General features: G+C 65.9%; 25 protein-coding genes. 4 read left to right on the top strand and 21 right to left on the bottom strand.

Annotation, left to right across the window (positions count from 1 at the left end):
* Positions 1–4 precede the first annotated feature (4 nt).
* On the bottom strand, positions 5–457 hold the full coding sequence (locus ACSBM8_RS03680) for a hypothetical protein (protein ID WP_442680309.1): 453 nt from the start codon (positions 455–457) through the stop codon (positions 5–7).
* 128 nt (positions 458–585) lie between these two features.
* Between ACSBM8_RS03680 and ACSBM8_RS03675 the strand changes: the two genes are divergently transcribed.
* On the top strand, positions 586–1,011 hold the full coding sequence (locus ACSBM8_RS03675; protein WP_442680308.1) for a hypothetical protein: 426 nt from the start codon (positions 586–588) through the stop codon (positions 1,009–1,011).
* Positions 1,012–1,035: 24 nt separating this feature from the next.
* On the opposite strand, the gene ACSBM8_RS03670 is transcribed toward ACSBM8_RS03675, so the two are convergent.
* Complete coding sequence (locus tag ACSBM8_RS03670) at positions 1,036–1,719, bottom strand: hypothetical protein (RefSeq protein ID WP_442680307.1); 684 nt, start codon at positions 1,717–1,719, stop codon at positions 1,036–1,038.
* Between the two features lie 163 nt (positions 1,720–1,882).
* On the opposite strand from ACSBM8_RS03670, the gene ACSBM8_RS03665 reads away from it, so the two are divergent.
* On the top strand, positions 1,883–2,005 hold the full coding sequence (locus ACSBM8_RS03665) for a hypothetical protein (protein ID WP_442680306.1): 123 nt from the start codon (positions 1,883–1,885) through the stop codon (positions 2,003–2,005).
* 43 nt (positions 2,006–2,048) lie between these two features.
* Here the strand turns inward: ACSBM8_RS03665 and ACSBM8_RS03660 are convergent, their stop codons facing one another.
* Positions 2,049–2,597 carry a hypothetical protein gene (locus ACSBM8_RS03660; protein WP_442680305.1) on the bottom strand — a complete coding sequence of 183 codons (549 nt, stop codon included), beginning with the start codon at positions 2,595–2,597 and terminating at the stop codon, positions 2,049–2,051.
* 228 nt (positions 2,598–2,825) lie between these two features.
* Here ACSBM8_RS03660 and ACSBM8_RS03655 point away from each other — a divergent pair, with 228 nt between their 5' ends.
* Together ACSBM8_RS03655 and ACSBM8_RS03650 are read left to right on the top strand one after the other, a co-directional pair.
* A complete protein-coding gene (locus tag ACSBM8_RS03655; RefSeq protein ID WP_442680304.1) occupies positions 2,826–3,332 on the top strand; it encodes a CcdC protein domain-containing protein in 507 nt (168 codons plus the stop codon).
* Positions 3,333–3,334: 2 nt separating this feature from the next.
* The gene (locus ACSBM8_RS03650; protein ID WP_442680303.1) at positions 3,335–4,783 is read left to right on the top strand and encodes a glycosyl hydrolase family 8; all 1,449 of its coding nucleotides are present in this window, start codon (positions 3,335–3,337) and stop codon (positions 4,781–4,783) included.
* Between the two features lie 65 nt (positions 4,784–4,848).
* Here the strand turns inward: ACSBM8_RS03650 and ACSBM8_RS03645 are convergent, their stop codons facing one another.
* The 18 genes from ACSBM8_RS03645 to ACSBM8_RS03560 form a co-directional block, all read right to left on the bottom strand.
* A complete protein-coding gene (locus ACSBM8_RS03645) occupies positions 4,849–6,012 on the bottom strand; it encodes a deoxyguanosinetriphosphate triphosphohydrolase (RefSeq protein WP_442680302.1) in 1,164 nt (387 codons plus the stop codon).
* A 37-nt stretch (positions 6,013–6,049) separates the two neighbouring features.
* Complete coding sequence (locus ACSBM8_RS03640; RefSeq protein WP_442680301.1) at positions 6,050–7,531, bottom strand: SPOR domain-containing protein; 1,482 nt, start codon at positions 7,529–7,531, stop codon at positions 6,050–6,052.
* Positions 7,532–7,628: 97 nt separating this feature from the next.
* Complete coding sequence (ftsZ, locus tag ACSBM8_RS03635; protein WP_442680300.1) at positions 7,629–9,080, bottom strand: cell division protein FtsZ; 1,452 nt, start codon at positions 9,078–9,080, stop codon at positions 7,629–7,631.
* A 111-nt stretch (positions 9,081–9,191) separates the two neighbouring features.
* Positions 9,192–10,439: a cell division protein FtsA gene (gene ftsA / locus ACSBM8_RS03630; RefSeq protein ID WP_442680299.1), complete on the bottom strand. Its 1,248-nt coding sequence runs from the start codon at positions 10,437–10,439 to the stop codon at positions 9,192–9,194.
* 15 nt (positions 10,440–10,454) lie between these two features.
* Positions 10,455–11,366, bottom strand: a complete 912-nt coding sequence (locus tag ACSBM8_RS03625) for a cell division protein FtsQ/DivIB (protein ID WP_442680298.1) — start codon at positions 11,364–11,366, stop codon at positions 10,455–10,457.
* Positions 11,363–12,280 (bottom strand): D-alanine--D-alanine ligase, encoded by a 918-nt coding sequence (locus tag ACSBM8_RS03620; protein WP_442680297.1) that lies wholly within the window; start codon positions 12,278–12,280, stop codon positions 11,363–11,365. The genes ACSBM8_RS03625 and ACSBM8_RS03620 overlap by 4 nt, the downstream gene beginning before the upstream one ends.
* 124 nt (positions 12,281–12,404) lie before the next feature.
* Positions 12,405–13,304 (bottom strand): UDP-N-acetylmuramate dehydrogenase, encoded by a 900-nt coding sequence (murB, locus tag ACSBM8_RS03615; RefSeq protein ID WP_442680296.1) that lies wholly within the window; start codon positions 13,302–13,304, stop codon positions 12,405–12,407.
* A gap of 142 nt (positions 13,305–13,446) precedes the next feature.
* Positions 13,447–14,856 carry a UDP-N-acetylmuramate--L-alanine ligase gene (gene murC, locus ACSBM8_RS03610; RefSeq protein WP_442680295.1) on the bottom strand — a complete coding sequence of 470 codons (1,410 nt, stop codon included), beginning with the start codon at positions 14,854–14,856 and terminating at the stop codon, positions 13,447–13,449.
* A complete protein-coding gene (gene murG, locus ACSBM8_RS03605; RefSeq protein WP_442680294.1) occupies positions 14,853–16,061 on the bottom strand; it encodes an undecaprenyldiphospho-muramoylpentapeptide beta-N-acetylglucosaminyltransferase in 1,209 nt (402 codons plus the stop codon). The genes murC and murG overlap by 4 nt, the downstream gene beginning before the upstream one ends.
* Positions 16,058–17,314, bottom strand: a complete 1,257-nt coding sequence (locus tag ACSBM8_RS03600) for a peptidoglycan glycosyltransferase FtsW (protein WP_442680293.1) — start codon at positions 17,312–17,314, stop codon at positions 16,058–16,060. Before ACSBM8_RS03600 ends, murG begins: the two co-directional genes overlap by 4 nt.
* 154 nt (positions 17,315–17,468) lie before the next feature.
* Positions 17,469–18,935, bottom strand: a complete 1,467-nt coding sequence (murD, locus tag ACSBM8_RS03595; protein ID WP_442680292.1) for a UDP-N-acetylmuramoyl-L-alanine--D-glutamate ligase — start codon at positions 18,933–18,935, stop codon at positions 17,469–17,471.
* Complete coding sequence (gene mraY / locus ACSBM8_RS03590; protein ID WP_442680291.1) at positions 18,932–20,002, bottom strand: phospho-N-acetylmuramoyl-pentapeptide-transferase; 1,071 nt, start codon at positions 20,000–20,002, stop codon at positions 18,932–18,934. Before mraY ends, murD begins: the two co-directional genes overlap by 4 nt.
* Positions 20,003–20,007: 5 nt before the next feature.
* Positions 20,008–21,372 (bottom strand): UDP-N-acetylmuramoyl-tripeptide--D-alanyl-D-alanine ligase, encoded by a 1,365-nt coding sequence (locus ACSBM8_RS03585; RefSeq protein WP_442680290.1) that lies wholly within the window; start codon positions 21,370–21,372, stop codon positions 20,008–20,010.
* 106 nt (positions 21,373–21,478) lie between these two features.
* Entirely contained in the window at positions 21,479–22,903 is a 1,425-nt protein-coding gene (locus ACSBM8_RS03580; RefSeq protein ID WP_442680289.1) for a UDP-N-acetylmuramoyl-L-alanyl-D-glutamate--2,6-diaminopimelate ligase, read from the bottom strand.
* Complete coding sequence (locus ACSBM8_RS03575) at positions 22,890–24,623, bottom strand: peptidoglycan D,D-transpeptidase FtsI family protein (protein ID WP_442680288.1); 1,734 nt, start codon at positions 24,621–24,623, stop codon at positions 22,890–22,892. Before ACSBM8_RS03575 ends, ACSBM8_RS03580 begins: the two co-directional genes overlap by 14 nt.
* Positions 24,620–25,327 carry a hypothetical protein gene (locus ACSBM8_RS03570; RefSeq protein ID WP_442680287.1) on the bottom strand — a complete coding sequence of 236 codons (708 nt, stop codon included), beginning with the start codon at positions 25,325–25,327 and terminating at the stop codon, positions 24,620–24,622. Before ACSBM8_RS03570 ends, ACSBM8_RS03575 begins: the two co-directional genes overlap by 4 nt.
* Positions 25,324–26,271, bottom strand: coding sequence for a 16S rRNA (cytosine(1402)-N(4))-methyltransferase RsmH (gene rsmH / locus ACSBM8_RS03565; RefSeq protein WP_442680286.1), 948 nt, complete (start codon positions 26,269–26,271; stop codon positions 25,324–25,326). Before rsmH ends, ACSBM8_RS03570 begins: the two co-directional genes overlap by 4 nt.
* Positions 26,268–26,714, bottom strand: coding sequence for a hypothetical protein (locus tag ACSBM8_RS03560; protein WP_442680285.1), 447 nt, complete (start codon positions 26,712–26,714; stop codon positions 26,268–26,270). The genes rsmH and ACSBM8_RS03560 overlap by 4 nt, the downstream gene beginning before the upstream one ends.
* Positions 26,715–26,910: the final 196 nt, after the last annotated feature.

Here is a 26,910-nt window from a genome sequence, read left to right as displayed (position 1 = left end):
TCGGCTACATTGCTGGATCGGGCGCCATAGCCTTTCGCCCCCTCCACGCAATCCGCGTCGTGCCGACGACGAAGAGCATGAAAGCGATTTGGCTCATGATTGCCCAGTTCGCGGTCGCGCGCAATAATAGCGCACCCGGCCCGGAGAACATGGCGGTGATCGCCAGGTTGTGCGCAACATTCGTCGTGATGAGACCAATGGTGAGCGGGATGCCGATCGTCGGCCGGATGAAAAGAAGAGCGGCGGCGATCGGATCGACAACGGTGAGCCCTGACCAATAGACAGCGCTGGCAACACCGACGCCGCCATAGTCCCATGAAAGGCCGTGCTGCGCGAGGATGCGCGCATGGTTTACCGTGGCGAGCAGAAGACAAGCTGCCCAAATCATTCTGACGATGCGGCTCCTGCGCTCCATGATGGCATGTCGGGCAATTTCTAAGGATGTTTCAAGCGCCATTGTTGGCGGACATCCGCATGCAGTAGCGTTTCAATGGTAAGAAGCGCCTATGCGCTATTCCACGCATGAAGGCTCGGTTTGAGTGTAAGGACGTCCAATCAGCCTTATCAGCGGGAGGGTAATTCGGCATGTCTCATCGCAGCGCTTTGTTCGCCGCCTGCGCCGCGATCGGCCTATTCTTGAGCGGATGTTCGGGGGCCGAACCCGCTGCCGATCAGAGTGGCGGGAATAGCGTGGGCCTTCAGGCGCCTACGCAACAGGTCGATCACACTGTGGCGGCCGTGTTGAAAGCCGAATTCATTCCGACCCGGAAAAAATGCGCGAGCGACGCGCTGGCGCAGACGTCCTGCATGATCCAGCTGATTCTGGAGGATCTCGATGAAAATTATTCCGAGAGGTATGCGGGAGGAATTTCGAGGGTAAAAATGATCAGGCCGATGACCTTCGCCGTTTACCTGCCGCAGGAAGAGCGGGTTGATATATTCACTTATGTATTTGAACGGCGCGGCGACAGGATTGCGATAAAGAGCAAGGTGATCGACGCCGAGATGTAGGTCGATGGGCGTCTCATGCCCGGATCATTCAAAGAACATCCGATCCTCTTCATCGGGTTCATACCATTTCTTCCAATCGCGGCCGAACCTTTCCTTGTCCGGAAGGAGATTGGCGGGAATGCCGATGGTTCGCGTGTCGAGCTTGTGGGCGCCGATGCGGGCGACGTTACGCTCTGCCATTTCGTCGGATGAGGCAGTCGCTCCGAGAACGCGCAGGACGTTCACCGAAGAAATATCGTTCTTGTTTGCCAGATGGCGAAAGTCCCATCGGTACAGGCGCAGGCGAACGAGGCCCGCATCTTTGATCAGGTTCAGCGCCTTCGCGCCCGCGCCATCCAGAGCGTTACCCTTCCAGATAGTCGCACAAAAAAGGCGAAATTTCACAGCAGGGTAGGAGCGAAACAGGCGCTGGGCGAAGGCGATAATCTTCGGCGCACAGGCGGTGCATGGCGAGCGCGTTATGAAAATGTCGATCTTGGAGACGGCGAAGTGCTGGACCAGCCCGCGCATCCTCTCAACCTCCCAGCGTGTCCCATCCTCAAAATATTCCAGAAGATAATCGATGATCTCGTCTTCCGCGTGCGCGTTGCCGCCGGACGTGAAAACGCCGACTGGCTGACCGTTTAGTCTCAGCAGCGCCGTGGTGCTGTTTGCATCGCCGGCGATATCCCCGGAGGTCATGTGGGTTTCACCGATTCTTTTCGGCAAGTAATCCTCCGGTCCTGTTCGCCGCTCGATGCTGCCGAGGCCGGATTACAGCTGTGCGTCGATCGGGTGAAAATGGGTTTCTACCGTAAGAATTGCTGCCGCTCCCGGCGGCATTATGAGCACAAGGCACCGGAAGACGGATGCTGCGCAAAGGGCGGGATCGGTGCTGACGGACGCGAAATGGGGCGGTCCAGACGGCGGCACCCGCTGCAATCTTGGCGTCGACATCGAGGACGCCCTGATCCGTGCCGAGCAGACGGAATTTGCGACTGGCGGCTTTTCTTAGTTGAAGACGGGCCGCTCCGGTCGATGCGACGCGTGCCCGTTGGTCAGCGCGACGCGGCTGACGGCATCCGCGGCGCTTTCTGTGCGCGCACGGGAAGGCCGCCTGCCGCACGATAGGCCCGGATCGCGCGCAGCTTGAGCAAGATCCAGCCGCCCCAGAGCGCCAGCGTTGGAAGGACGATGACCACCCACCAACGCGTTGCCGCCGCGTCCTCGCCGGTCAGCCCGTCGGCCAAAGACAGCAAGGCAAAGGCTGCGACGACGGTGCAAATCACCAACGGCGCCCACCCGGACAGCGCCATGCGCAGCATCCGCGCCTCGCGATCGGAGCGATCGTGTCCGCTATAGTCGCGCCCGGCCAGCGCCCGAGGCACGGTTTCGGCATTTTCCCTGCCCTGCCAGATGCAGAAGAGGACGGCGAGGACACTCATGATCAGCGGTCCTATCGCATAGACCCACGGAACAACGCCGGCCATCATGACGAACGCCACGACGCCCACCGACACGAGGAAGACGGCCAGGATCACCGCGAAATGCTGCAGGAAACGCGTCTCATGCTGGTGCACGAAGGCCGCATATTCGGCCCGCGACACCCGAATGCCCTGCCCTTTCAGCCTTCGCCGATAGAGGTAGCCGTCACCATCAGGCTCAAACTGATGCGTGAAGGGGTCTTTCCCCGGATGTGCGCTGCCATCGCCCCACATGCGCGCATGTTTAGAACAAAAAGGGTCCATCCGCACCAGAAAAATTGCGGCTGCATATGCCGGATCGACAACGAACCGCAGGCGCCGCATAGCGCGAAGCGAGAGGCGCGGTGGACCATGCAGCACAGCACGATGATCAGCTACTTCCTTGTCGCGATCTTTGTCAGCGTGCTGTTATTCTTCCGCTTTCGATCGATGCGGCGGGTACAGACATTGCGGCTGGAGCGGCTGTGGGTGGTGCCCGCGCTCTATGCGCTGGTGACGGCGACCGTTCTCTTTCAGTCCCGCCCGGTTGGCCTGCAATGGCTGTACGTCGCGATCGCGCTGGCCATCGGCGCGCTGCTCGGCTGGCGGCGCGGTGCCTGGATGCGGATCACGGTCGATCCCGAAACGCACGCGCTGAACCAGCAGGCCTCGCCCGCCGCGATGCTGTTCATCCTGGTGCTGATCATCGTCCGCCAGGGATTGCGCCTGGAAGCCTCCACGCTGGGCTTCAACCTGGCTTTCGTAACCGATCTGCTGGTGGTCTTCGCGCTGGGCCTGTTCGCGGCGACGCGGCTGGAAATGTATCTCCGCGCGCGGCGCCTGCTGGATCACGCACGGGCAGGCGCGTTCAAAGGATGAGGATGGCCAGGCTTTCGGGATGGACGATCGGCCTCGCCGCGACCGCTTTGGTGGCCGCGCAGGCGGCGCATGCGCAGGCGCCCACGTCGATCGCCGCTATTCCCGGTAACGGCAGCGGCGCCTATGCGACGCAGCGCTACCGCAATCTGTTCGTCGAGCAGCTGGGCCACAGCCAAGCGGAGAGCCGTGCCAAGATCGAGGCCGCCTTCCAGCAATTCTTCCATGGCGACGGGCAGGAGCAGCGCGTCTATTTCGAGACGGGGGCGAACGCGAACGGCACGCTCGCCTATATCACCGACTGGGCCAATAACGACGCGCGCAGCGAGGGCATGAGCTACGGCATGATGATCGCCGTGCAGCTCGACAAGAAGCGCGAGTTCGACGCGCTGTGGAACTGGTCCAAGACCTATATGCTGACGACCGATCCGAAGAATCCGTCGATCGGCTATTTCGCCTGGTCGATGGGCACGGACGGGTCGCCGCGATCGACCGGCGCCGCGCCCGACGGCGAGGAATATTATGCGATGGCGCTGTATTTCGCCGCCCATCGCTGGGGCAATGGCAAGGGCATCTACAATTATCGGGCGGAGGCGGACACGATCCTGCGCGGCATGCGCCACCATCCGACGCGGACCGCCACCCCGCCCTTCCGCATCCACCCCAACGATCCGCCTTTTGTAGAGCCGGCAACGCCGTGGCCGAGCCCGAACAACAGCGCCGCCCAGGCGGAAGCTGAGAAAGCGGGCAAGGCATGGCCACCGGTGCGGCCCGCGCGGGCGCCGCGGCCCGTGACGGTCGGGCCGATGGTGGACGAGGCGAGCGCGATGGTCCGCTTCGTGCCGGAGACGAGCATCGGCGGCACCGACGCCTCCTATCATTTGCCGGCTTTCTACGAACTGTGGGCACGCTGGGGGCCGGCGGAGGATCGCGCCTTCTGGGCGCGGGCGGCGCGGGTCAGCCGCGACTTCTTCGTGCAGGTCGCCGACGCGAAGACCGGCCTTGCCCCCGATCGCAGCCATTTCGACGGGCGGCCCATGCCGGGATGGGACGGCGCGCCCGGATCCTTCGCCTATGACAGCTGGCGCACGGCCAGCAACTGGTCGGTCGACCATGCCTGGTGGGGCAAGGATCCGCGCCAGCAGGCGCTGAGCGACCGAATCCAGGGCTTCCTGTACCAGCAAGGGATCAAGACCTTTGCCGATCGCTACACGCTCGACGGCAAGCCGCTTTCGACCCGCCACTCAGCGGGGATGGTCGCCGCCACCGCTGTCGGCAGCTTCGCCGCCACGCCCGGGCCGGTTTCCAAGGCGTTCCTGCAGTTATTGTGGGACATGCCCGTCCCTGCAGGCGAGCAGCGTTATTTCGACGGGATGCTCTACCTGATGAGCATGCTGCATTGCGCCGGTGAGTTCCGCATCATCGGGCCGGCCCAACGCAAAAGCCCGCTCTAGATCACGCTGCGGACGAAACCACATCAAGCCGCGCTCCGCATGGATTTGCCCCGGGGCAAGAGCGGCTAGGCCCCTTCGGGCATGTCCACCGGCCCCACCACCTCACGATAGCGGGCGACGGCGTAGCGATCGGTCATGCCGGCGATGAAGTCGCCGATGTGGCGGGTGCGGGCGGGCTCCTCGGCGGGTAGGCGGGCGGCCCATTCCGGCGGCAGCGTGGCGGGATCCGACAGATAGGCATGGGCCAAGCCAGCGACGATCACGCGCGCCTGTTCCGCCACGGCCATTTGCTGGGGGTGATGGTAGAGGCGGGCGTACATGAAGCGCTTCAGCGTCCGCTCGGCCGCCGCCATTTCGGGCGAAAAGGCGATGAGGGGTGTCGCGGCCTGATGCACGTCGGCGATCGAGCGCGGGTTGGCGGCGGCGATACGACGGCGGCTTTCGGCGAGCAGATCGGCGACCATGCGGCCGATCTGGTTGCGGATCAGTTCACTGCGGAGCGCGCTGTCGCTGCAGTCCGGCCAGCGGGCGCGGGCGGCCTCCCAGCCTTCGGCCACCAGAGGCACGGTCCGTGCCTCGTCCAGCGACAATAATCCGGCGCGGATGCCGTCGTCGATATCGTGATTGTCATAGGCGATATCGTCGGCAAGCGCGGCGACCTGCGCCTCCAGCGAGGGCTGGCCAGCGAGATCCAGCGGCCAATCGGCATCGATCTCCGCCAGCGCCCAGGGTGCGTGCGCGACGGGGCCATTATGCTTGGCGAGCCCTTCCACCATCTCCCAGCTCAGGTTCAGGCCGGGATGGTGCGAATATGGCGATTCCAGCCGCGTCAGCACGCGCAGGGTGTGGGCGTTGTGATCGAAGCCGCCCGCCCCGGCCATCGCCTCCTTCAGCGCATCCTCGCCGGCATGGCCGAACGGCGGATGGCCGATATCGTGGGCCAGACAGAGCGCCTCCGTCAGATCCTCATTCAGATTGAGCGCGCGTGCGATCGTGCGCCCGATCTGCGCCACTTCGAGACTGTGGGTCAGGCGGACGCGAAAATGATCGCCGTCGGGGGCCACGAACACCTGCGTCTTGTGACGCAGGCGGCGAAAGGCGATCGAATGGACGATGCGGTCGCGATCGCGCTGATATTCGTCGCGCTGGCCGCGATTGCTGGCGGATGCCAGCGCATAGCGACGGCCACGGGTGAGCGCCGGATCGGCAGCGAAGGGGGCGAGCGCCATGCGCGCCAGATGGGAGCTGGGCGGTGGAAAGTCGAGCTTAGTTCACGCGCTCGACCGGATCGCCCGCCGCGGTTTCGACGCGGAAGGTGCCAAAGCCTTCCTTCTTGCGCGCGGTTACCCAATCCTGCGCCGCACCGGGCGTGGGGAATGGTCCGATCATCAGCCGGTTGGTGAAGCGATAATGGGTCGTCCACGGCGTCCGGCCAGCCAACTGCTTCGGCCATTTCGCCTTGAGCTGATCCCAGGCGCGATCGAGATCATTCTTGTTGGCACCGCCCGCAATCTGCACCCAGTGACGTGCCGGGTTCTTCTTGGCGACGGCGCGCTCCTCCGCTTCCTGTTCGCGCTTGGCCTTGGCGGCGGCGAGCGCGTCGGCCTTACGTTTCTCGGCAGCGCGGGTCTTGGCCTCTTCCTTCGCGCGCGCGGCCAGTTCGGCGCGCGTGGGTGCGGGCGGACTGGCGGGCGAGCTAGTTGCGAGTTGCGTGGCGGCCCCGGTCGCGACCGGGGCGACTGCGCGGGTCGGCACCGTGGCGGTCGGCGTGGCCGGTCTCGCAACCGGTTGGGCCGTGGCGGCCGCGCGCACTTCCGTGAAGGTTTGCGCCGGCGCGACAGTCTGCGCTGGGGTTGGAGTCGGCGCGGGCGGGGTCAGCGTGGCGCGATCGACCTGGATCCGCGGCGCGGCGATCTGGACCGGCCGGGGCTCGGGCGGCGTATCGCCCGGGAAGCGGCCGAGATGCACGGCAGCCGCCTTGTCCGCCATCTTCAACGTCGCCAGACGTGGCAGATAAGGCGCCAGCATCGCCACCTGATTGGATGGCATCACCAGCGGAGCATCATGCTGCGCGCTGGCAAGATCGCCGGTCAGGGCATAAACGAAGACGCGATCGCGCCAGGCGGGCACGTCCTGCTTGCGTAACAGCGGATCGAGCGTGGCCATTGCCGTGACCCGATCACCGCCGATCGCCTGGCTCAGGGCGAGCCGGCGCGTGATCTCATCGCTGGGATGGGCCTGAAGCGCGAGCGCATAATCAGCCTGCGCGCGCTTGGGCGAGCCGCGCAGATCATAGGCCAGCCCGCGATCGGCGGCGATATCCACGACCGGCACGCCGAGATTGACCGCATCGTTGAACAGCCGCAGCGCGGCGCGGGCATTGCCATTGGCGAGCATGGTTGCGGCCAGGCCGGCCTTCACCTGGCCATTACGCGAATCCAGCACATCGGCACGCGAGAAGAAGCCGGCAGCGGCATTGGTGTCGCCGACATCCAGCGCGGCCTTGCCCGCCCCTGCCAGCGCGCCGACATCGTCGGGTGTCGTCGCCAGGATCCGCAGATAACGCGACAGGGCTTCGGCCGAGTCACCACGACTGGCCGCCGCCTGCGCCAATTGCAGCATGTTCGGCGCGGCCGCGGGCGTGGCTTGCACGGGCTGCAACACCTCATCCTGCGCGGTCGCGAAGGCGGGAGAACAGAGCGAGCTTGCCACCAGGGCAAGCGCGGGAATCATCGAACGGGGGGACACGCCGCTCTTCAAGCGACTTGGCGGCCCACTTGCAAGCGCTGCACCTGCGCCCGTCGCCCAACCGTGGCGGGGCGGCGACGAAGCCGCCCCGGCCAGATCATTGATTGTTTTGGCGATTCAGGAAGCGCGGAATGTCCAGCGGATCGCGCGGGCTCTCATCCTCCTGCTCCTCGGTGCCGCCCATTTTGGCGGACCCGCGGGCCATGCTCGACATACGTTCGAACAGCGTACCGCCGCGCGCGGGCGCCGGTGCGGGCGCAGGCGCCGCCTCTTCTTCCGCATCCTGGAGCCAGCGACGCGGCCCCGAACGCGGCGCCGGAGTCGGCTCGGCCGGGGCGGCCGGGGTCGGCTCGGCAGCAGGCCGGGTCGCGTTGACGCGCGTGTCATCTCCCAGCACCAGCTCATCCTCGTCCGCCGGGCTGGGGGCCGCAGGTGCGGTCGGCTCATTGAGGTTGAGCGTCGGGGCTTCCGGCGCGCGCGTCGCCGCCGCAGCGGCCGCCGTCTCGCCGCCGGGCGCGCGTGCTTCGGTGCGGCTGCGCGGCGGGAAGTTCAGCGGCTTGGCCGGCTCCGGCATCGGGCTGGCGTCCGCCTCGATCCCGGTGGCGACCACGGACACGCGGATGCGGCCTTCCAGATCGTTGTTGAACGCGGAGCCCCAGATGATGTTGGCATCCGGATCGACCAGATCCTTGATGTGGTTGGCGGCCTCGTCGACCTCGAGCAGGCGCATATCGTCGCCGCCGGTGATGGAGACGATCACGCCCTTGGCGCCCTTCATGCTGACGCCGTCCAGCAGCGGGTTGGCGATGGCCTTTTCCGCCGCCTCGATCGCGCGATTGTCGCCCGAGGCTTCGCCCGTGCCCATCATCGCCTTGCCCATCTCGCTCATCACCGAACGGACGTCGGCGAAATCGAGGTTGATCAGGCCCGGCATGACCATCAGGTCGGTGATGCCGCGCACGCCCTGCTGCAGCACCTGATCCGCCATCAGGAAGGCTTCCTTGAAGGTCGTGTTGGGGTTGGCGATCAGGAACAGATTCTGGTTCGGGATGACGATCAGCGTGTCGACATGCTTCTGCAGTTCGTTGATGCCGGCATCGGCCGACTTCATTCGGCGCGAGCCTTCGAAGCTGAACGGCTTGGTGACGACGCCGACGGTGAGGATGCCCTTCTCCCGCGCCAGTTTGGCGATGACGGGGGCCGCGCCGGTGCCAGTGCCGCCGCCCATGCCGGCGGCGATGAAGCACATGTGCGCGCCTTCGAGCGCCTTCTCCACCTGATCCATCGTCTCTTCGGCGGCGGCGCGGCCGATCTCGGGACGCGAACCGGCGCCCAGACCCTGGGTGATCTTCATGCCGAGCTGGATGCGGCTTTCGGCGGGCGAAGCATTCAGCGCCTGCGCGTCCGTATTGGCGACGATGAAATCGACGCCCTGCACTTCGGACGCGATCATGTTCGCGATCGCGTTGCCGCCGGCCCCGCCGACCCCGATCACACTGATGCGCGGTTTTAGCTCATCGACCTCGGGCCGGAGGAATTCGATCGCCATGTCAGTCTCCAATTCGTCAGCATAAGCTGTGTTGTGCCAAAGTGCCCCAATCGATTCGCCGGTGCGAGCGGTTTTTGGGTTTTCGGCAATCTTTCCTGTTGATCGTTTGCGTCAGTAGCTGCTGCGCACCGCGGCAATGAGTCTCTGCACCATCCCGGAAGGCGAGACACGCGTGACCGATTGCGGATGCGGCACCTGTCGCAGGTCGATCGGATCGGAGGCGGCATAGAGGACCAGGCCTGCCAAAGTCGCGAAGCTCATGCCCGAATGCGCCTCCGGCATGCCGATCAGGCCGCGCGGGCGGCCGACGCGTACGGCGCGGCCCAAAACGCTCTGGGCGTAATCGGCAATACCCTTCAGCTCGGCCCCGCCCCCGGTCAGGACCAGACGGCGCGCGATCGGCCCGGTGAAACCTAACGCCTTCAACGCCTCCTCGATCGCGGCAAACCAATGTTCCAGCCGCTGACGGATCACGGCGATGAGCTGCGCGCGGCTGATGCGCAGCGGTTCGGCCCCATCCGGGCCGCCGGCGACCTCGATCATCTCATGATTGTCGCGCGGGCTGGTCTGCGCCGAGCCGTGAAAGCATTTCAGCCGCTCCGCCTGGGCGCGGCGCATGCCGAAGGTCGAGGCGATGTCATCCGTGATCTCCCCGGCACCAATCGGCAGGGAGGCGAGCCCAACCAGCAGTCCGCCCGCGAACAGGGACACGTTGGTGACGCCCGCGCCGAGCTCGACCAACGCCACCCCCAATTCGCGCTCTTCCTCACTCAAGCAGGACATGGCCGTGGCGATCGGCGATGCCACGATCGACTTGACCGCCAGATGCGCGGACCGGACGCATAGATCGAGATTGCGAACCGGCGACGGATCGGCCGACACGACGTGGATATCGACGCCCAGCTTCTCGGCATGAAGGCCGAGCGGCTGCCGCACGCCGTTCAACCCGTCGAGCGTGTAGAGCGCGGGCTGGGCATGGAGGACGAGCCGGCCTTCGGGATCGATCGAGTTGCGGCCGGCGCCGAGCAGCTCGTCAATGTCACGCTGCTCGATCCGTTGGCCGCCGAGCGCGACCTCGACCGAGGCGACGTCGCTATACAGGCCGCCGGCGGAGAAGCTGACCCAGACTTCTTCAATATTGGTGCGGGCGATCCGCTCGGCCTGCTCGACCGCTTCGCGCACCGCATGTTCGGTGCGCTCCATATCGGCAATGAAGCCATGCTTCACGCCACGGCTTTCGCGCTGGCCGGTGCCCAGCACCTGAAGGCCGCCCTCGACCGGTTGCGCGATCAAAGCGGCAACCTTGGAGGAGCCGATATCGACTGCAGTGATCAGGCCGTCTGTGCGGGGTGCCGCCATCTTATATGCTCTCGCTCACGCCTGCGTCGCGGCCGGCGGCACCGGATCTGTAATCTTGGTTCCAGGATCGCGCGAGGTGCGGATCACCATTTGTTTGGGATCGCGCATATCGATGCGGACATAGCCCTGCCCTAACAGGCGCGCTTCCTGGTCTTTCTTGACGAAGGTAGCGAGCGCCTGGCGGGCGGCGGCATCGCCTTCCGGCAAGGACAAGGTCTCGCCCGACTGGAAGCGCAGATCCCACCGGCGCTTGCCGACCCAGGTCGCGCCGTCGATCAATTGCTTGAGCGGCGCCTGGCTGGCGATCAGTTCGTGAAGGGCGTTGATATGACCTTCCACACCCTCACCGATGACGAGCGGGAGCTGGACCGGCATGGTGTGCGGCTCGACCGGCGCCAGGATATTGCCCTCCGCGTCGATCAGCGACAGCTGCTGGTTACGTTGAAGCACGGCGGCGGGCACGCGTTCAACCAGATCGATCGCCAGCGTATCGGGCAGGCGCCGAGATACGCGTGCATCCGCGATCCAGCCCAGCTGCAGCAATTGCTGGCGGACCTGCGCCAGATCGACCAGCGGCATATCCTGGCCATGTGCTTCGGAAACGATGCGATAGACGGTGTCGCGATCGACCTGCTTCAGACCGGTCAGCTGGATGTTGCGGACAACGAAGCCCATGTCGCCCAGCCCATGGGCGGCCGCCAGGCCCACCATCTGCGGGACCCCCATCGCGATTACGCCACCGATCAGCGCCGCCACGACGAACAGCCCCAACGTCCAATTGCGGATCTGGCGAACCAGTCCCTCCGGCAGCGGGATGCGCGGAAGATCGTTGGTCTTGGCCGGCGGACGCCGACGTGCCGGCTTGGCCGAACGCGCGGCCGGGCTGCGACTGCTGCGGGTCGTTACCTGGGCACGCGCACGGCTCACGCCAGCGCCTCGTCGATGATCGCCTGAACCAATTGCTCATAGGTCATGCCGACCAGCTTCGCCTGTTCGGGAACCAGGCTCAAGGGGGTCATGCCGGGCTGGGTGTTGACCTCCAGCAGATAGAGGCCGTCGACACCCTGTTCGTCGTCCCAGCGGAAGTCGGACCGCGACGTGCCTTTGCAACCGAGCAGCCGATGCGCGTCGAGCGCCATCTGCAGGCAGGCCTGCGCGATGTCGTCGGGGATATTGGCCGGGCAGACGTGCTCGGTCATGCCGTCGGTATATTTGGCGTCGTAATCGTAGAAGCCGCTTTTTGGGCGCAGCTCCGTCACCCCCAGCGCGCGATCGCCGACCACGGCGGTGGTCAGTTCGCGGCCCTTGATGAAGGGCTCGGCCAGCAGCTGATCGAAATGCGCCCACGGCCCTTCGACATCGCGGCCGATCGGATTGCCGTAATTGCTGTCGGCAGTGACGATGGCGACGCCGACCGACGAGCCTTCATTGACCGGCTTCAGCACATAAGGCCGCGCCATCGGATCGCCGTCGAACAGGCTCTGAGAGGCGACGATCTGCCCTTCCGGCATGCGGATGCCGTGGGGCACGAGCTCATTCTTGGTGAGCTGCTTGTCGATCGCGATGACCGAGGTGGCGAGGCCGGAATGGGTATATTTCAGGCCCATCAGATCGAGCATGCCCTGGATAGTGCCATCCTCGCCGGGCGTGCCGTGGAGCGCGTTGAAGACGACGTCCGGCTTCGCTTCGTGCAGGCGGAGCGCCACATCCCGGTCCATGTCGATCCGTGTCACGCGATGGCCGAGGTTCTCGCATGCCTTGGCGACGCCCTCGCCCGAAACGAGGCTGACCTCGCGCTCGGCCGACCAGCCGCCCATCAGAACTGCGACGTGGAGGGTCATCGCTCACCCCTCGGGCGATCGTCGATCGGAAAGTGTTTCAGGGCCCACGATGCCATCAGCGACGGCACCTGCGGCACGATGGATGCTGAAACAAGTTCAGCATGACGGGTGGTGGATTGGGTGCTCATATCGCCCTCCCCACGCGCTGAATTTCCCATTCGAGCATGATGCCGCTTTGATCCTTCACGCGACGACGAACCTCCTCGCCCAAGGCCTCGATATCCGCGGACGAGGCCGCGCCGAGGTTGAGCAGGAAGTTGCAATGCTTTTCGGAAACCTGGGCGTCTCCGATTTGCAAGCCGCGGCAGCCGGCTTCGTCGATCAGTTGCCAGGCTTTCTTGCCCTCCGGATTCTTGAAGGTGGAACCGCCGGTACGGCTGCGCAGCGGCTGGGAGGCCTCACGCTCGGCGGCGATACGGTCCATCTCCGCGCCGATCGCGGCCTTGTCGCCTGGCGTGCCTTCGAACAGCGCCTCGACCACGACCGCGCCTCCGGGCAGGTCCGAATGGCGATAGGTGTAGCCGAGCTTCGCGGCCGGCCAAGTCTCGACGCGGCCGTCGCGCAACACCAGGGTCGCCTCGATCAGGATGTTGCTCGCGTCGCGGCCATAGGCGCCGGCGTTCATCCGCACCGCGCCGCCGACCGTGCCGGGAATGCCACGCAGGAATTCAAGCCCCGCAATACCGGCATCGCGCGCGGCGCTGGCAACGGTGATGCCCATCGCGGCCCCGCCCGCGCGCACGCGGTTGCCGGGCTCGATCGCGGTCTTCGCGAAGGCCTTGGGCAGGCGCACGACCACGCCGGGCACGCCGCCGTCGCGCACGATCAGGTTCGAGCCGACGCCCACCGGCAGCACCGGCGTGGCCGGATCGAGCCCGGCCATGAAGCTGGCAAGGTCGCTCATGTCGCGCGGACGCACGAGCCATTCGGCCGGTCCACCGGTGCGGAACCAGATGAAGTCGGCGAGGCTGCCTTCATGCGTGGCGTCGCCGTGGAGGGGCGGCAGGGCTTCGCAGACGGTCATCGCGTCTCCTCCCCCGCAGGGGGAGGGGGACCGCGCCGAAGGCGTGGTGGAGGGGAATTGCGGGACGTTCGGATTTCCCCTCCACCACCGGCTTCGCCGGCGGTCCCCCTCCCCGTTCCGGGGAGGAAAGTGGTCATCGCGATCATCCCGCTCGGGCCTTGGCGATCGCGTCGGCGAGGCCGGCGGCCCATTTGGTGATGTCGCCGGCGCCGAGGCAGATTATCATGTCGTCCGGCTTGGCCACTTCGGCAAGTTCGATCGCGAGCGCGTCCGCGCCGGCAATCTCCTGCGCGGCGCGGTGGCCGCGCATCTTGAGGCCGGACACCAAGGCGGCGGCATCGACGCCGTCGATCGGCTGCTCGCCGGCGGGATAGACCGGGGCGACATAGACGATGTCAGCATCGTTGAACGCGGTCTGGAAGTCTTCCATCAGGTCGCGCAGGCGGGTGAAACGGTGCGGCTGGACGACAGCGATAACGCGGCCCTTCACGCCTTCCCGGGCGGCCGACAGCACGGCGCGGATCTCAACCGGATGATGACCATAATCGTCGATCACGGTGATGCCGTCGACTTCGCCGACATTGGTGAAGCGGCGCTTCACCCCGCCGAATTTGGCGAAGCCGGTGCGGATGACGTCGTCCGGCACGCCGAGTTCCAGCGCGACGCCGATCGCAGCGAGGCTGTTCTGAACATTGTGGCGGCCCGGCATGGGCAGCTCGATCCCCTCGATCGAGCGGGTCGTACCGTCGCGCTTGCGGACGATGCACTCGTAGCGGTTGCCGCCGGGAATGGGCGTCACGTTGACGCCGCGCACGTCCGCCTGGGCGGAGAAACCATAGGTCACGACGCGACGGTCGCGCACGCGCGGGATGATCGCCTGCACTTCCGGATGATCGAGGCAGAGCAAGGCCGCGCCGTAGAAAGGCACATTCTCGACGAATTCGACGAAGCTGTCCTTCACCTTGTCGAATGAGCCGTAATGATCGAGATGTTCGGGATCGATATTGGTGACGACCGCGATCGTGCCGTCGAGGCGCAGGAAGCTGCCGTCGCTCTCGTCCGCCTCGACCACCATCCAGTCGGAGGCGCCCAGGCGGGCGTTGGAGCCATAGCTGTTGATGATGCCGCCGTTGATCACGGTCGGATCGACGCCGCCCGCATCCAGCAGCGCTGCAACCATCGAGGTGGTCGTGGTCTTGCCGTGCGTGCCGGCGACCGCGACGGTCGACTTCAGCCGCATCAATTCGGCCAGCATCTCGGCACGGCGGACGACCGGCACGCGGTTTTCCAGCGCCAGCTCGACTTCTGGATTGCCGCGCTTGATCGCGGTGGACGTTACCACCACCGCCGCGTCGCCCAGATTTTCCGCTGCATGGCCGATCGCGACGGGGATACCGCGTTTGCGCAGCCCTTCGATAACATAGCCTTCGGCAACGTCCGAGCCCTGCACCTTGTAGCCCAGATTGTGCATCACTTCGGCAATGCCGGACATGCCGATCCCGCCGATACCGATGAAGTGGATCGTGCCGATGTCGGTTGCGACGCCCTTCATGCGAAATCTCCTGCCCGTGCGTGGGAGGAGGCTTTGGCATTGCCGATCGCCAGGCCACCGGCCGGCCTGGCCTTGCCGCGATGATCGTCGCCGATCGCGTCCATCACCGGCGTGCGGCCCAGGCCTTCGATCAGGTCGGCCAGGTCTTCGGTCGCGTTGGGGCGGCCGCATGCTTTGGCATGGGCGGCGGCGGCGATCAGCGCCTCCGGATCGCCGACGAGGCTGAGTATCTCGGCGGCAACCCGTTCGGGCGTGAATTGCGCCTGCGGGATCGCCCGCGCGCCCCCCTCGACCGCCATCTCATGCGCGTTGGCGGTCTGGTGATCGTCCATCGCGCTCGGCAGCGGCACCAGGATGGCCGGGCGGCCGGCGACGGTCAGTTCGGCAATGGTGGAGGCGCCGGCACGGGCGATGACGAGATGCGAAGCAGCAAGCACGGAGGGCAGATCTTCCAGATAGGTGGTGAGTTCGGCGACGATATGAAGCCGCTGATATTCGGCGCGGACCGCCGCGATATCCTCGGGCCGGCATTGTTGCACGACCTTCAGGCGCGCCCGTATTTCGGTGGGCAGCAGGCCGAGGCCGGCGGGGACGACGCTGGACAGGATGGTGGCCCCCTGGCTGCCGCCGGTCACGAGCAGGTTCAGGGGCATGTCCTCGCCATAAGCGGGGAAGCGGCCGCGCCCGATCGCCTTCACTTCTTCCCGCACCGGATTGCCGACGAGGAAGGTCTTGATCGCATGTTTGGGATTGAGCCGCTGCACCTGCGGATAGGCGGTGGCGATCGCATCGACGCGCCGTGCCAGCAGCCGATTGACGCGCCCGAGCACGGCATTTTGTTCGTGGACGGCGGTCGCGACCCGATTGTCGAGCGCGGCCAGCAAAGCCGGCAAAGCGGGATAGCCGCCGAAGCCGACGACCGCCGTCGGCTGCAGATCACGATAGAGGCGGCGCGCCATCGCGCGGCCTGCCCGGATACCGGCCCACGCCTTCAGCCAGCCCAATGGCCCGCCGGCGACACGGCCCGCCGGCATGACATGGGTTTCGATGCCGTCGAACAGACCGGGGATGCGCTTGCCGCGCTCATCGGTGACGAGCGCCACCCGATGGCCCCGGCGCGCGAGCTCGCGCCCCAGCGCATGCGCCGGAACCATATGCCCGCCGGTACCGCCGGCAGCGAGGACGAAGTGGCGACGAATGGTCATTTCTTAGCGCTCTGGCCTCCCCAGGTCACGACGTAAGGCGAGCGCATCAGGTACGGATTCTTACGCGTGAAGGCGAGCAATAGCCCGAAACCGATCGAAAGCGCGATCATCGACGAGCCGCCATAGGAGATGAACGGCAAGGTCATGCCCTTGGACGGTGCGAGATGGACGTTGACCAGCATGTTGATCAGCGCCTGCAGCCCGAATTGGGTGACGAGGCCGGCGCTGGCGAAGAACAGGAAGCGATCCTCCTCATGCAGCAGCTTCACGAAGGTGCGTACGACGATGGCGAGGAAGATCAGCGCAATGGCAAGGCAGGCGATGAGGCCGAATTCCTCGCCAATGACCGAGAAGATATAGTCGGTGTGCGGTTCGGGCAGGCCGAATTTCATCGTCCCCGCGCCCGGCCCGGTGCCGATCAGGCCGCCATGCGTGATCGTGCGATAGGCCGACACCATCTGATAATCGTCGACCTGCTTGGACACGTCGCCGATCTTGAGGAAGGCGTTGATGCGCATCGTCGCGACGGGATAGAACAGATAGGCCATGATGATGGCACCGATGCCGGCCCCGCCGAGCGCGCCGAGCCATTTCATCGGCACGCCGGACAGTGTCAGCAGCACCAGCCAGACCGACACGAAGATCACCGCCTCGCCGAAATCGGGCTGCTTCATCAGGAAGACTGTTATCGCGGCGAGCAGCACGAAGCTGAGCGGGACGACCGGCAGCTTGGCGTCTTTCTCCTGCAGTGAGAGCAGCCAGGCGACGGCGACGACGAACAGGGGCTTCAGGAATTCCGACGGTTGAATTTGCAGCGGTCCCAGGAAAATCCAGCGCTGCGCGCCATTGATCTGGGCACCGCCGAGGATGGGCACCATCACCAGCATCAGCATGAACAGGGCCGCGCCGACCAGGGCCATGCGGCGCGCAATGACCTGCGGCAGCATCGAGACGCCGATCATCACCGGTACGCCAAGGCCGGTCCACACCAATTGGCGCCAAAAATAATAGCGCGCGGGCATGATGTGGGTCGCGTCCGAATAACGCTGCGCGGCCGCCGGTGCGGCCGCCGCGACAGCGATCAGGCCGATACCGATCAGCAGGGTGACGAGCAGCAGCAGGACGCGGTCAATCTCCCAGAACCACATGCCGAGCGCCGAGCGATCGCCGCGCCCGAAGCGCTCGCCACGGCGACGCGCGCGGGCGCGGCGCCGCAATTCCGCTTTGTCGACCGCTGCCGCCATCCCCGCCATCAGAGCGTTCCCACCTGTTCTCTTAGCCGTTCGCTTCGAGCGGAGGTTCGAGCGCAGTCGAGAACCGTAGTCGAGAAGCCGCCGAAGAAGTTCTCGACGGACGCATCTCGACTACGCTCGATGCTGCTCGAACCGAACGGATGGTGGATGTTCATCACAGCGCCGCCACCGCTGCGCGGAAGGCTTCGCCGCGCGCTTCATAATCGGTGAATTGATCGAATGACGCGCAGGCCGGCGACAGCATCACGACGTCGCCCGGCTGCGCGGCGGCAGCGGCATCGTTGACCGCTTGCGTGAGCGTAATGCTTTCGGTCACAGGCTTGCCGGCCTGGCGCAGGATATCGGCGAACATCGGCCCCGCCTGCCCGATCGTGTAGCCGGCGCGGACATGGCCGAAGAAGGGTGCACAATCGTCGAGATCGTCGGTCTTGGGCAGCCCACCGAGGATCCAGTGGATCTTGGGATAGGCCGCGAGCGCGGGCGCGGTGGCGGTGGCGTTGGTCGCCTTGCTATCGTTCACGTAGAGGACGCCACCCTTCTCTGCGACGCGTTCCATGCGGTGGGGCAGACCGGAAAAAGTGCGCAGAGCCTCACTGATGCGCTCCTCGGGAACGGCCAGAGCCTTGCAGGCGAGAATGGCCGCGATCGCATTCTGCGCGTTATGAGGCCCTTGAAGGCTAGGCCAATCGTTCTGCGTACTTAAATGATCACGAGCTGCTGTTTGACCATCCCCGTCGAACGCGCCCCATAGATCACACGGATCACAGACGTTATCATCGTAATTCGACCACACCTCATGCTTGGCGAGCAACTGATCGTAGAGAGGTTGGCCGGCCGGCCCGTGATGGAATACCCCGATATGCGGCGGTTTCATCATGTCAAACAAGCGCAACTTCGACGCTTTGTAACCCTCGAACCCATCATACCGATCGAGATGATCGGGCGTGATGTTGGTCAGCACCGCCACGTCGCAATCGAGGCTGAAGGTCAGGTCGATTTGGTAGCTGGAAAGTTCGAGCACATAGACGCCACCCTTGGGCAGAGGGTCCTGGCTCATTATTGGCAGGCCGATATTGCCGCCCATCAGGGTCGGCACGCCCGCCGTTTTGAGAATGTGGTGAATGAGCGCGGTCGTGGTGGACTTGCCGTTGGTGCCGGTGATGCCGACCACCTTGTGCGGCGGCAGGCTCGGCCGGGCGAGCGCGAAGAGTTCGATGTCGCCGATCACGGGCACGTCCGCCGCGCGCGCCTTGGCCGCGATCGGATGCGTGTTGAGCGGGACGCCGGGCGAGACGACGACGCCGTCGAAGCCGGCGAGATCGATCTCCAGCGGGTCGGCGAAGTGGAGCGCGCCTCTCTCCTCCCCGGAACGGGGGGGGGGACCGCCGGCGAAGCCGGTGGTGGAGGGGATTTCCGCGCGTCCGGGGCTATTCCCCTCCACCGCGCTGTGCGCGGTCCCCCTCCCCGTTCCGGGGAGGAGAGAATGGCGCGCTTCTTCGCGGCTGTCCCAGGCGGTTACGTCCGCGCCGCTCGCCAGCAACGCCTCGACCACCGCGACGCCGGAGCGGGCGAGGCCGAGGACGGCGTAGCGTTTGCCGCGGAAGACGGGGCTGGTGATCACCGCAGCTTGAGCGTCGCGAGGCCGATGAGCGCCAGCACGAAGCTGACGATCCAGAAGCGGATCACGACCGTGGGCTCGCTCCAACCGATCTGTTCGAAATGATGGTGGATCGGCGCCATCTTGAAGATGCGCTTGCCGGTGCGCTTGAAGAAGAAGACCTGCAGGATCACCGACACGGCTTCGACCACGAACAGGCCGCCGACAATCCCCAGCACGATTTCATGATGCGTCGACACCGCGATCGCGCCGAGCGCACCGCCCAAGGCAAGGCTGCCGGTATCGCCCATGAAGACGGCGGCCGGCGGCGCGTTGAACCAGAGGAAGGCAAGGCCCGCGCCGATGATCGCGGCGGTCAGCAACACCAGATCGCCCGCGCCAGGAACATGGGGAATGCCCAGATAAGCCGCGAATTTGGCATTGCCCACTAGATAGGCGATCACGAAAAAGGCCAGGCTGGCGATGATCACCGGCATGGTTGCGAGGCCATCAAGCCCGTCGGTCAGGTTCACCGCATTGCCGAACGCGACCATCGTGAAGGCGGCGAACAGCACATAGAAAGGCCCGAGATCGATGACAGGGCCGTTGTAGAAAGGCAGATACAGGGTCGTGTCGTTGCCCGAGACGATGATCCACGCCGCAACGCCGGCGACGACGAATTCCAGCAGCAGGCGGATCTTGCTGGATACGCCCTTGTGGCTGCGCTTGGTGACCTTGTCATAATCGTCAAGGAAACCGATCAGGCCGAAGCCGAGCGTCACCAGCAGGCAGGCCCAGACGTAGCGGTTGTTGAGGTTCATCCACAGCAGCATGGAGACCGTGACCGAGGTCAGGATCATCAGCCCGCCCATGGTGGGCGTGCCGACCTTGGCGAGATGGGTCTGCGGCCCGTCGCTGCGGATCGGCTGGCCCTTGCCCTGGCGGATGCGCAGCCAGCCAATGAAGCGCGGGCCGATGATCAGGCCCAGGAACAAGGAGGTCAGCGCCGCCGCACCCGCACGGAATGTGATGTAGCGGATCAGGTTGAGCACATGGGGGAAGCCGAGATGCTCGGCGAGAAGATACAGCATAAGTCCTAACCCCCGGCCAAAGCGTCGACGACGCCGGCGAGTCCGATCGAATTCGATCCCTTGATGAGAACCGCGTCGCCCGGTGCGATCAGGCTGGAAGCCTGCGCGGCGGCGGCAGCGGCGTCCGGCACATGGACCAAATCGATCCGGCCCTCAAGCGCTTCGGCCAAGGCTTTCATCTCCGGGCCGACGAGCAGTGCCAGTCCCACGTCCGCTGCCGCGATCGGCGCGGCCAGTTCCGCATGGTGGCGCGCCTCGTCCGGCCCCAGCTCCCGCATCGCGCCCAGGATGACGACCTTGCGGCCCCGCTCCTGACCCAGCATCGCCAGCGTCGCGCGCATCGAGGCCGGGTTGGCATTATAGCTTTCGTCGATCAGCAGCGCATCGCCGTCGGGCAGCCGGATGGTCAGGCGGCGGCCCCGGCCGGGCAGGCCGGACAGCTCCGCCAGCGCGAGCCCGGCCGCGGCAAGATCGCCGCCCGCGGCTTCGACCACCGCCAGCACCGCGAGCGCATTCGTGATCCAATGTTCGCCCGGCAGCGCGACGGTGAAGCCAAGTTCGGCGCCGCGCAGTTTCGCCTGCACGAAGGTGCCGCGCGGCCCCGCCTTCCCCTCCCGGGCATAGACGTCCGCCGCCGGATCGCGCCCGAAGGTGACGATCTGGCCGGCATATTCCTCCGCGGCGGCGATCAGACGATCGCGATGCGGATTGTCATAGGGGATGACGGCGGTCCCGCCGGGTACCAGCCCCTCGAAGATCTCGGCCTTGGCGTCCGCGATCGCCGCTTCATCGGCGAAAAACGCACCGTGGGCGAGCGCGACGGTGGTGACCAGCGCGACATGCGGGCGCACGAGCTGCGTGAGCGCGCGCAATTCGCCGGCATGGTTCATGCCCATTTCGAACACGCCGAAGCGCGTATCGCGCGGCATGCGCGACAGGCTGAGCGGCACGCCGACATGGTTGTTGTAGCTTTTGAGCGAGCGGTGCGTCTGCCCCGGGACGGCGCGATCGAAGGCGGCGAATAAGGCTTCCTTGACGCTGGTCTTGCCGACCGATCCGGTGACGCCGATCACCTTGGCGGAGGTACGCGCACGGGATGCCGCGCCGAGCGCGTCCAGTGCCGCGGTCGTATCGGATACGGATATGTGTGGCCCGTCGACCGGCTGGGAGACCAGCACGCCGGCTGCGCCCTGCGAAAGGGCCTGGGCGACGAAGCGGTGGCCGTCGGTGGCCTCCCCCTTGAGCGCAACGAACAGATCGCCCGGGCCGACTTCGCGCGAGTCGAAGGCGACGCCGTTCGCTTCGAACGCGGACGATGCGGTGCCGCCGGTCGCGGCGGCGATTTCTGCCGAGGTCCAGAGCGCGTTCATCGCGTTATCCAGTCCCGTTCGTGCTGAGCGAAGTCGAAGCACGTTGCCTCGCGTGCTGGGAAGCGTCCTTCGACTTCGCTCAGGACGAACGGATGATATGCAATGCTCATCCCGCGCATTCCCGTGCGACCTGGACGTCGTCGAACGGCAGGACCCGATCGCCGACGATCTGGCCCTGTTCGTGGCCTTTGCCGGCGAGCAATACGATATCGTTGCCGCCCGCGTCCGCGATCGCGGCCGCGATCGCCTCCCGCCGGCCGTCAATCTCAATCGCCTCAGGCGCACCGGCGAGCACTTCGCGGCGGATGAAGGCCGGATTCTCGGACCGCGGATTATCGTCGGTGACGATGACATGATCGGCCAGACGGGTGGCCACTTCGCCCATTAGCGGACGCTTGCCGCGATCGCGGTCGCCGCCGGCGCCGAACAGCACGATCAGCCGGCCGGCCGTATGCGGGCGCAGCGCCTGGATCGCGGCCTCCAGGCCATCCGGCGTATGCGCATAATCGACATAGATCGGCGCGCCCGCGCGGCTGATGGCGGCCCGTTCCAGCCGCCCCCGGACCGGCTGCACCCGTGCGAGCCGCGCCAGGATGTCGCCCGTCTCCCCGCCGGTCGCGAGCACGAGGCCAGCCGCGGTAAGGGCGTTCGCGGCCTGATAGGCGCCGATGAGGGGCAGTTTGACCTGATGGGTCTTGCCGTCCGCGTCGATGGTCAGCGTCTGCCCCAGCTGGGTCGGCTGGCGATCCACGATCCGGAGCGTTTCGCCCTTCGTGCCGAGCGAAATCAGACGCAGGCCACGCTCGCGCGCAATCTCGGCAACGCGGGTCGATGCCGGATCGTCCATCCACACCACGGCCGCGCCGTCGGCCGCGACCACTTCGCTGAACAGCCGCAATTTGGCCTCGAGATAGGCTTCCATCGTGCCGTGATAATCGAGATGATCGCGCGACAAATTGGTGAAGGCGGCGGCATGGACCGGCAGGCCTTCGGTCCGGAATTGCGAGAGACCGTGACTCGACGCTTCGAACGCGGCGTGGCTCACGCCCTCGCGGCGCAAGCCCGCCATGTTCGACAGGAAGGTGGCGATATCGGGCGTCGTCAGGCCGGTCGACACGGAATCGTCGGCAGTGGTGACACCGAGCGTGCCGATGGAGGCGGCGTGAAAGCCGGACATGCGCCACAGCTGGCGCGTCAGCTCCACCGTCGAGGTCTTGCCGTTGGTGCCGGTGACGGCGACGACATGATCGGGAAAGGGCGCGAAGAATTTGGCGGCGGCATAAGCGAAGGCCCGGCGCGGTTCGGCATCGGCGACGTGGACCGCGCCTTCCACGACCGCTTCGGGTCGCGCATAGACCGCGACCGCACCGGCCGCGATGGCGCTCGGTATATAATCCTCGCCATTGGACACGGTGCCCCGGAAGGCGCCGAACACCGTTCCCGGCGCGACCTTGCGGCTATCGATGGCGAAGCCGGTGACGCGGGTGTCTACGCCGTTGCGCGCATCACCAAGGAGCTCATTCAAGAACATTCTTACCGGGCACCTTCTTTTCGGCCAGCAACGCCATCAGGTCGGACACATCGAGGTCCTTGTCCAGTTCGGGCCTGATGCCAAGCAGCGGGCCGACGCGCGCGGTGATGCGGCGCATCAACGGCGCGGTCATCCAGCCGGCGGTCTTGAAACCCGCCGTCTGCTTGCTGCCCTTGGCATCGTCCAGGATCGTGACCACCGCATAGCGCGGATTGTCCATCGGGAAGGCACCCGCGAACACGGTGATGTTCGCGCTCTTGCTATAGCCGCGGCCGACGACCTTTTCGGCGGTGCCGGTCTTGCCGCCCACGCGCAGGCCGGCGGCGTTCGCATTGGTTCCCGTTCCCTGCAGCACGACGAGGCGCATGAACTGGCGCATGCGGGCGCTGGTCGCTTCGGAAATGACGCGCTTGCCCGGCACCTGGGCGTTGGGCGGCAGCTTGAGCAATGTAGCCGGGCGCAGGATGCCGCCATTGGCCAGCGCGGCATAGGCCACGGCCAGATGGAGCGGCGTGACCGCGATGCCATGACCATAAGCGGTGGTCATCACGGTCGTCCGCGCCCAATAAGACGGGAATTGCGGCAGGCCGCGCTCCCGCAGCTCAATCGGAATACGCTGGTCCATCCCGAGCAGGCGGAAGAACGCCTTGGTCCGCTCGGGGCCCAATTCATCGGCAATCTGGGCGGTGCCGATGTTGGACGAATAGGTCATCACCTCCGGCACGGTCAGTGCGCGATGCATGGGCTCGTCGTCATGGATCGTGTGCCCGCCGACATGGAGCGGCGACGACACATCGAATTTCTGCGACATATCGGTCAGCACGCCCGACTGGATCGCGTTGGCGAAGGTCAGCATCTTGAAGGTCGAACCCAGCTCATAGGTCGACTGGGTGACCTTGTTGGACATGTTCGCCTGATCGCGCAGCGGGGCATTGGGGTTGATGTCCGGCAGCGAGGCCATGGCGAGCACCTCGCCGGTATGCACGTCCAGGATGACGCCAGCTCCGCCCACGGCCTGGGTTTCCACCATCCGCTTCGAGATTTCGCTTTCCAGCGCGGCCTGGACGCGCGTGTCGATCGACAGGGTGATCGACTTTCCGGCCTTCAGATCCGTGTCGAAATAGCGTTCGACGCCGATGCCGGTCAGCTCCTGCTTGTGCGTGCGCGGATTTTCGACCTGCTGCGAATAGCCCAGGACATGGCCGGCCATGGCCGATTGCGGAAACAGGCGGTGCGACTCGCTCAGCAGAAGCAGGCCGGGATCGCCCAGCGCGTGCACGGCAGCCGCCAGCTCGGGCGGGGCCGGCTGGCGCAGGTACAGGAATTTACGCTTGCCGAAGAGGATGCGGCGATAGTCGAGCACCGACTTTTCCGGCATCAGCTGATTAAGCTTTACCGCCAACGCATTCTTGTCGCCCAGGATCTTCTGCGGATTGACCGCCACCGCCCATAATTTGATCGTGGTCGCCAGCGGCTGGCCGTTGCGATCGAGGATCTCGCCCCGCTGGGCGCCTTGCGCCGCGCCGGCATTGGCGTCCGTCCCGCCGAACAGGCAGATCTGGACAAGGCGCAGACCGATGACGGCCGTCACCAGCATGAACATCAGCATGATGCCCATCAGCCGTTGCTGGGCCACCCCCATCGGAGTTCCCGATCCCGCCGCTTCGCGCAACTCGACCCGCACGGCTCGGTCCAGGCGCAATCCCGCGGGCGCGTTCACCGCGCCGCCTTGGCGCTATCCCTGGAACCCTTCGCTTCCCGCGCCGCCAACAGGCTGATGTCGGCAGGCAGAAGCGACTTAGGCGACTGAAACGCAACCTTTACCACCGGTGCCGGCGCAGGCCGGGCGACCGGCTTGCTCGGCTGGAAAGCCACTTTCGCGATCACCGGCGCGGAGGTCGGGGCCGAAGTCGCAGGTCCCAGGCGATCGGGAACGGGGCGGATATAGGTGGCCGTCCGCAGCAACGGTTGCTGCGGCGCGGGCGCCATGTCCGGCGCGCGCGGCATGGGGGCTGCGGTCGGCGGCGACACCGGCGACGGTGCAGCGGCCGGCGGCGTATAAGCGACCCGGGTCACGTCGCCCTGCTGACGGGCGATCGCCGGATCCAGCTGCAAGGCGGGCTGCCCCTTGCGCCCATAAAGGCTGGCAAGCTGCACGCCGCTGGAAACGAACTGGCTCGGGCGCGGCGCCTGCAGGGCCAGGACATCGGCGTTCCACCGTTCCAACTGGCCCATCCGGCCGCGCACGCCGATTTCGGTGTGCAGCTTCGCGATCTCATCCTGCGTCTGCGAAATCTGGCGGTCCACCTTGAGCAGGCCGGCGCGTTCCGACGCCACCGACTGCGACACCAGATAACAGCATAGGGCCGCGGCGGCGACGCCGGCGACCTGCCACACCGCGCTTAAACGCGTCGCGACGATCATGACGCATGACCTTTCATCGCCCAGGGACTAGCCGCGGTGCGCCGGGCGACGCGCAACGTGGCGGAACGGGAACGGGGGTTGCGGGCAAGTTCGGCCTCGCTGGCGCGGACGGGCTTGGCGACCGCTTCGAAACTGGGGGTACGTGCCACGACCTCGGGTAGGTGGCGCGAGCCGGCGGCGGTGCCGCTACGCTCCTTCAGGAAGCGCTTCACGATCCGATCTTCAAGACTGTGAAACGAGACCACCGCCAGCCGGCCGCCGGGCGCCAGCGCCTGTTCGGCGGCGGCAAGACCATCTTCCAGCTCGCCCAGCTCCCGGTTCACATGGATGCGGATCGCCTGGAAGGTGCGGGTCGCCGGATCCTTCTTGTCATGTTCGCGATAGCCGAGCGCGCGACGCACCACGGCGGCCAGCTCGGACGTGCGCGTAATCGGGCGCGCGGCGACGATGAAACGGGCGACGCGCCGCGACTGACGCTCCTCGCCCAGGTGAAACAGCACGTCGGCGATCTCCGCCTCGTCCGCCTCATTCACGAAATCGGCCGCGCTCATTCCCGACTGGCCCATGCGCATGTCGAGCGGACCGTCGGCCTGGAAGGAAAAGCCGCGGTCGGCACGATCGAGCTGCATGGAGGAGACGCCGACATCGAAGGTCACGCCGTCGACCGTATCGATGCCGCGATCGGCCAAGGCCGATCCCAGGCGGGAGAATATGTCCGGCACCAGATCGAGCCGGCCATCGCTGTCCGCCACCAGCGCCTGCCCTTCCGCCACGGCGTCAGGATCGCGATCGAAGGCAATGACGCGCACGCCCGCATCGAGCAAAGCCCGGCTGTAGCCGCCGGCACCAAAGGTGCCGTCGACATGGGTTTCGCCCGGCTGCGGGTTCAGCCCGGCCATCACCTCGTCGAGCAGGACCGGGATGTGTGGCGCGGAGGCGGTCACGATGCACCCCGTTCTTCGAGATACATGTCGAGCATCTCGAGCACGACGGGATTGTCAGCAAAGCCGATCCGCGCGTTTTCCGGGCTCCATATCTCGAAATAATCTTCCATGCCGACGAAGAAGGCGAGGTCGCCGATCTTGCCGAGCTTGCGCAGGATCGGCGAAAGCACCATCCGGCCCGCACCATCGAACGTCACCGGGGTCAGGGCGGTCAGTTCGTTGCGGCGGGCGCCTTCATGGGCTTCGCGGCGGGCGGCCGCGGGCAGATCGGCAACGCTTTCGCGCAGTTCTGCGGACAGGTCGCGCAGGCCGAAGGCATCGTAAGCGCGCAGGCGATCACGCTTGGGATGCGGGGCGATCATCAATTCCTTGTCGGCATCCTTGCCACCTTCATCCTTGGCGCGGCGGTCAATCTGCGAGCGGAAGGCGGCGGGCACAGACACGCGTCCCTTCGCGTCAACCGCGTTCAGGGCATGCCCAACAAAGAATGTCTCCCTGACCAACTGTTCGTTCCGCCCTGCTGCCGCGGAAGTGACGCGCCCCGTCCGTCCGTCGGTCGGCGCCGGAAACGCACATCGTGCGCCTCCATTACCGGATGAACGTGGATTAGCATGGGTTGGTTATGGGTATCAATACCAC

Source organism: Sphingomonas sp. ASY06-1R (assembly GCF_052180265.1).
Lineage (GTDB): Bacteria > Pseudomonadota > Alphaproteobacteria > Sphingomonadales > Sphingomonadaceae > Sphingomonas_I.
Note: the sequence above shows the minus strand (reverse complement) of the source record. Positions and strands in the feature narration are given on the sequence as shown.